Origin of the sequence: Porticoccus sp. (assembly GCF_041592135.1) — a bacterium.
In the GTDB taxonomy this organism is placed as follows: Bacteria; Pseudomonadota; Gammaproteobacteria; order Pseudomonadales; family Porticoccaceae; genus Porticoccus.
The window spans coordinates 21236-27235 of record NZ_JBFHQR010000019.1; the positions used below are offsets into that span (position 1 = coordinate 21236).

The following is a 6000-nucleotide window of genomic DNA, read 5'->3' on the forward strand; positions in this document are numbered from 1 at the left end:
CTTCTCACCAAATTATAAGTGGCTTCTCCCACGAGCTGTTATAGACTCGGGCCTGACGCAAGTTAGGCCCTGTTTTTTTTGCAATAACCAGAAATCTTGTCGGGAATACAGTCATGCAAACAGCGAATCTCCTGATTGTACTGCTCGCCCTGAGCGCCGTTGCCTACCTGATGGCACACAGCCGTTCAGTGGCTTTGGCGCGGCCGCTGGGGGGCATAAGACACCTGCATTCCCTGCCCTTTTTCTACGGCATGCGAGCCTCCATCTGGTGCGCACTGCCCGCTATTTTGTTGTTGGCACTGTGGTTGATGTTCGACGAGCCAGTCATCAGCATGGTGTTGCTGGACGGGCTGCCGGCTTCCCACCAGCCGCTGACAACGGCAGATCACAATCTGCTGTTAAACAGTATCGAAAACCTGGCCAGCGGCGCGCTCAGCGAAGAGGGTGCCGACCCGGTGTTGCTGGCCGCAGCGGAACAACTCAACAGTCTGCGCCATACCGGCCAGCTGCTGGTGACGGCGGTGGCGCTGTCCCTGGGCGTGCTGGGCCTCGGCTGGGGTTGGGTGAAAGTGTCGCCGCAATTGCGGGCCCGGCAACAGGTGGAGCGAGTGTTCAAGAACCTGCTGCTCGCCTGTGCCTGTGTCGCCATTCTCACCACCCTGGGTATCCTGCTCTCGGTGTTGTTTGAGTCATTGCGTTTTTTCAAGGCCATTCCGGTGACGGACTTTTTGTTCGGTACCGAGTGGAGCCCGCAGATGGCCATTCGTGCGGATCAGGTGGGTTCATCCGGCAGCTTCGGCGCCATCCCCCTGTTTGTCGGCACCATGCTGATCTCCCTGATCGCGATGATCGTGGCGGTGCCGGTGGGGTTGATGTCGGCAATCTACCTGGCGGAATACGCTTCGCCCCGATTTCGCAACCTGGCCAAGCCGGCGCTGGAAATCCTCGCCGGCATTCCCACTGTGGTGTACGGTTTTTTTGCCGCCCTCACCGTGGCGCCCTTCCTGCGCCAGACCGGAGAAAGCATGGGCCTTGCCGTTTCGTCCGAGAGCGCGCTGGCGGCCGGCCTGGTGATGGGGGTGATGATTATCCCGTTTGTCTCATCGCTGGCCGATGACGTTATCAATGCGGTGCCGCAAAGCCTGCGGGATGGCTCCCTGGGACTCGGCGCCACCAAATCTGAAACCATCAAACAGGTGATCTTCCCGGCGGCCCTGCCCGGTATTGTCGGCGGTGTGCTGCTGGCGGTATCGCGGGCTATCGGCGAAACCATGATTGTGGTGATGGCGGCGGGTCTGGCCGCCAAACTGACCGTGAACCCACTGGAGACGGTCACCACGGTGACGGTGCAGATCGTTACCCTGCTGGTGGGTGATCAGGAATTTGACAGCCCCAAAACCCTGGCGGCATTTGCCCTCGGCTTGATGCTGTTTCTTGTGACGCTGGTGCTGAACTTTGTCGCCCTGCGCGTGGTTAAAAAATACCGGGAACAATATGACTGAGTCCAAGCAATCTCATGCGGCGATCATCCAGCGCAGCCTGGCCCGCCGCTACCGGGCGGAAAAGCGTTTCCGCGCCTATGGCATGATGGCAATCAGCTTTGGCCTGTTGTGTGTGGCGCTGCTGTTTACCGACATCATTGGCAAGGGCTACAAGGCCTTTTTGATGACCTCCATTCAATTGGAGATCCGCTACGATGCCGATGTCCTCGGCATCAGCGATCTCAACAATCGGCAACAGGTGGCGCTGGCGGATTTCCAGGGGCTGGTCAAACAAAGCCTGAAGGACCGCTTTCCCGAGGTGACGGGTCGCAAGGAAAAGCGCGACCTGGTCTCGCTGGTCAGCAGTGGCGCCGGCTACCAGTTGCGCGACCGACTGTTGGCCAACCCCCAGTTGCTCGGCCAGACCGAGACCATCTGGCTGTCCGCTGACGACGATATCGATACCTATGTGAAAAGCATGGGCGATGAGGGCGGTGCCTTTACCGGTCGCACCAGTGAATTGCGCCAGGAATGGATTGAGCAGCTGAAGCGGGATGGCGACATCAAGCTGGGACTCAATCGGGTGTTTTTCACCCACGGCGACTCCCGCGAACCGGAACAGGCTGGGATATGGGGAGCGGCGATGGGCTCCCTGTTTACCCTGGTTGTCACCCTGAGCCTGTCGTTCCCCATCGGGGTGGCGGCAGCGGTTTATCTCGAAGAGTTTGCGCCGCGCAACCGCTGGACCGACCTGATTGAAGTGAATATCAACAATCTGGCAGCGGTGCCCTCGATCATTTTCGGCCTGCTCGGCTTGGCGATCTTCATCAATTTCTTCCACGTGCCCCGCTCGGTGCCGCTGGTGGGCGGTCTGGTGCTGACCCTGATGACGCTGCCCACCATCATCATTTCCAGCCGCGCCGCGATCAAGGCGGTGCCACCGTCCATCCGCGAGGCGGCTATCGGTGTCGGCGCTTCGCCAATGCAGGTGGTACTGCACCATGTGCTGCCGCTGGCGATGCCCGGCATGCTCACCGGGGCCATTATCGGCATGGCCCAGGCGCTGGGCGAAACGGCGCCGCTGCTGATGATCGGCATGGTCGCCTTTATTGTGGATATTCCGGGCGGTTTTACCGATCCGGCTACGGTGCTGCCGGTACAGATTTTTCTCTGGGCCGACAGCCCCGAACGGGCCTTTGTGGAGAAGACCTCCGCGGCCATTATGGTGCTGCTGGCCTTCCTTATCATGATGAACACACTGGCCGTGGTGTTGCGGAAGCGCCTCGAGCGCCGCTGGTAACCTTTTCAGGAGAGGTTGATAATGGTGAACAATTTGGTAGCGGATACAGCTGTAATGCTCGAGGAAAAAACAACTTCCCGCAACGCCGCGGTGAATTCCACAAATTACCCGGAAAAGGCGATCGGCACCCCTTTCGTGAAGAACCCGAGGATGTCCATGCGCAACGTGGATGTGTTTTACGGCGACAAGCAGGCGATCTTCAACGTCAGTGTGGATATCGGCCAGAACGAGGTGATTGCCATGATCGGGCCGTCCGGTTGTGGCAAATCCACGTTTCTGCGCAGCATCAACCGCATGAACGATACCGTCGACAACTGCCGCGTGCAGGGTGAATTACTGCTCGACGGCGAAGACATCTACGCGGCGAAAATGGACCCGGTGGCACTGCGGGCGCGGGTTGGCATGGTGTTCCAGAAGCCCAACCCGTTTCCCAAGTCCATCTATGACAATGTGTCCTATGGCCCGCGCCTGCACGGACTTGCCAGCCGTCGCGCCGAGCTGGATGATATCGTTGAGATGAGCCTGCGTCGCGCGGGCCTGTGGGAGGAGGTCAGAGAGCGGCTGGATCAGCCGGGCACCGGCCTCTCCGGCGGTCAGCAACAGCGACTCTGCATTGCCAGGGCCATTGCCATCAGTCCGGAAGTGATCCTGATGGATGAACCCTGCTCGGCGCTGGACCCGATTGCCACCGCCAAGATTGAAGAGCTGATCGCCGAGTTGTCGGAAAATTACACCATTGCGATCGTGACCCACTCCATGCAGCAGGCCGCCCGGGTTTCCCACCGCACGGCCTACTTCCATCTGGGACACCTGGTGGAAGTGAACGACACGGAAAAAGTCTTTACCGCACCGGAACACGAACTGACCGAAGCCTACATCACCGGCCGTTTCGGTTAACAGGAGTCTGAGATGGACAAATTAAATCTGGATCAACATATTTCCCGGCAATTCAATGAAGACCTGGAAGAAATCAAGACCAGCATGCTGGAAATGGGCGGGCTGGTGGAAATGCAGGTGGGTGATGCCATCCGCGCCCTGGAAGATGCCGACAGCGGCCTGGCCGAGAAAGTCATCGAGGTGGAATCGCGCATCGATGAAATGGAAATGGACATCGACGAAACCTGCACCACGCTGATTGCCCGCCGCCAGCCGGCGGCCAGTGATCTGCGCCTGGTGACCGCGGTGTCCAAGGCGATCCGCGACCTGGAGCGCATTGGCGACGAGGCCCAGAAGATCGCCAAAATGGCCATCCATCTGTCAGAGGAGGGGGTGGCGCCGCGGGGCTATACCGAAGTGCGCCATATCGGCAACTGCGTGCGCAAGATGCTCAATGACTCCCTGGATGCCTTTTCCCGTTTTGATGCCGAAGCGGCCATCGCCACCATGAAGGATGACCGCCAGGTGGATATGGATTACAAATCCGCGCTGCGGGAAATGATTACCTACATGATGGAAGACCCGCGCAGTATTTCCCGATCCATGAATATCCTCTGGGCGCTGCGCTCCCTGGAGCGCGTCGGCGACCACGCCAAGAACATTTGTGAACACGTGGTCTACCTGGTGCAGGGGCGGGATATTCGTCACCGCAAGCTGGATGGCGATAACTGAACAGCCGTTCTGCTGCCAAAAAAACCGGATAGATTATCCGGTTTTTTTGTGCCTGAATTGCACGTAAACTGATGTCTCCCCTCTGAGTACTGCAACCTCCGGAGATCCACTCTTGAAAGAACTGTTCGAGAAAAATGTCGCCTGGGCAGAATCCATGAAACAGGCCGACCCGACATTTTTTAAACGGCTTTGTGAACAGCAGGCACCCGAGTTTCTGTGGATTGGCTGTTCCGACAGCCGGGTGCCGGCCAACGAGATTGTCGGCCTGATGCCCGGCGAACTGTTCGTCCATCGCAACGTTGCCAACATGGTGGTTCACAGTGATCTCAACTGTCTGTCGGTGATGCAATACGCGGTGGAATACCTGAAGGTGAAGCATGTGATAGTGTGCGGTCACTATGGCTGTGGTGGTGTGAAAGCGGCGGTTGAGAAGGAAAACCTCGGTCTGATTGACCATTGGCTGTTGAACGTGCAGGACGTGCAGTATATCCACCAGACCTACCTCACCGAGGGTTGCGATAAGGACAAGGTGATCGATGAAGTCTGTGAGCTGAATGTCATCGAGCAGGTGGTGAATGTCTGTAAAACCAACATCATTCGGGATGCCTGGGCGCGGGGACAGGATCTCACCGTGCACGGCTGGATCTACAGCATTGCCGATGGTCTGCTGCGGGATCTGGAGGTGAATATCAATTGCCGCGAGGAAATTCGCAACAAGTATCATGCGGCGGCGGAAAAGATTAAACAGCGCTATGCCTCATCAACCTGATAACATCTGCCTTGACGTAGAGAGGGTGACTATATGAGCAACCTTGACAACCCCGTTGTGTTATCCATGGACGGTGCTATAGCCCGCATCCTGCTCAACAATCCGGCCAAGCATAATTCCCTCACCGCCGCGGGCATCGACCGGTTTATCGACTGCCTGAATCAGGTGGAGGCCAACCGCGATATCCGCGTGCTGATCATCACCGGCCAGGGGGAAAAGACCTTTTGTGCCGGCGCCTCCCTGGAGCAGATGTCCTCCGGCGACATGACCGGCGAAAAGTTCGAAACCCTGACTGACCGGGTGGCGGCCATGCCGATGCCGGTGATTTGTGCGCTCAATGGCAGCGTCTACGGCGGTGGTTCCGAGGTCGCCCTCTGTTGCGATTTCCGCATCGGTGTCTACGGCATGCGCCTCAAGGTGCCGGCGGCGGAAATCGGTCTCTGTTACCCCCCCAATGGTATTCGCCGCTATGTGAAGCGCCTCGGGGTGACCACCGCCAAGCGCATTCTGGTGGCGGCCGAGGTGCTGGATGCGGAAATGCTGCTGCGGGTCGGTTATCTGACCCATCTGGTGCTGCAGGACGAGCTGGAAGTCGAGACCATGAAACTGGTGGAAACCCTGCTGCCCCTGGCACCCCTGACGGTGGCGGCCATGAAACAACTCTGCGACCAGATGGCCGACGGCAACCTGGATCTCGCCAGGGCCCTGGCACAGACACAGCGCTGCCACACTTCGGGCGACCTGAAAGAGGGATTGCTGGCCCGCCGGGAAAACCGTGAGCCCAACTTCAGCCGCCGCTAGTGGTGCTGGTTGACGGAAAATCCCACAAACAAGGGCCAAAT

General features: G+C 58.5%; 6 protein-coding genes. All 6 read left to right on the forward strand.

Going from position 1 to position 6000, the window contains the following annotated elements; genetic code table 11:
* Nucleotides 1-113 precede the first annotated feature (113 nt).
* Entirely contained in the window at nt 114-1502 is a 1389-nt protein-coding gene (pstC, locus tag ABY948_RS03550) for a phosphate ABC transporter permease subunit PstC (protein ID WP_461481138.1), read from the forward strand.
* Nucleotides 1495-2781, forward strand: a complete 1287-nt coding sequence (gene pstA / locus ABY948_RS03555; protein WP_461481139.1) for a phosphate ABC transporter permease PstA — start codon at nt 1495-1497, stop codon at nt 2779-2781. The genes pstC and pstA overlap by 8 nt, the downstream gene beginning before the upstream one ends.
* 150 nt (nt 2782-2931) lie before the next feature.
* A complete protein-coding gene (pstB, locus tag ABY948_RS03560) occupies nt 2932-3678 on the forward strand; it encodes a phosphate ABC transporter ATP-binding protein PstB (protein ID WP_461481144.1) in 747 nt (248 codons plus the stop codon).
* Between the two features lie 12 nt (nt 3679-3690).
* On the forward strand, nt 3691-4389 hold the full coding sequence (gene phoU / locus ABY948_RS03565) for a phosphate signaling complex protein PhoU (RefSeq protein WP_461481140.1): 699 nt from the start codon (nt 3691-3693) through the stop codon (nt 4387-4389).
* Between the two features lie 112 nt (nt 4390-4501).
* Nucleotides 4502-5158 carry a carbonate dehydratase gene (can, locus tag ABY948_RS03570; protein ID WP_461481141.1) on the forward strand — a complete coding sequence of 219 codons (657 nt, stop codon included), beginning with the start codon at nt 4502-4504 and terminating at the stop codon, nt 5156-5158.
* Nucleotides 5159-5191: 33 nt separating this feature from the next.
* Nucleotides 5192-5959 (forward strand): enoyl-CoA hydratase/isomerase family protein, encoded by a 768-nt coding sequence (locus ABY948_RS03575; protein ID WP_461481142.1) that lies wholly within the window; start codon nt 5192-5194, stop codon nt 5957-5959.
* The last annotated feature ends 41 nt before the right edge of the window (nt 5960-6000 follow it).

Excerpts from the sequence above, each read along its gene's own strand:
- pstC (WP_461481138.1), top strand. The coding sequence starts at position 114 with ATGCAAACAGCGAATCTCCTGATTGTACTGCTCGCCCTGAGCGCCGTT.
- pstA (WP_461481139.1), top strand. The coding sequence starts at position 1,495 with ATGACTGAGTCCAAGCAATCTCATGCGGCGATCATCCAGCGCAGCCTG.
- pstB (WP_461481144.1), top strand. The coding sequence starts at position 2,932 with ATGTCCATGCGCAACGTGGATGTGTTTTACGGCGACAAGCAGGCGATC.
- phoU (WP_461481140.1), top strand. The coding sequence starts at position 3,691 with ATGGACAAATTAAATCTGGATCAACATATTTCCCGGCAATTCAATGAA.
- ABY948_RS03575 (WP_461481142.1), top strand. The coding sequence starts at position 5,192 with ATGAGCAACCTTGACAACCCCGTTGTGTTATCCATGGACGGTGCTATA.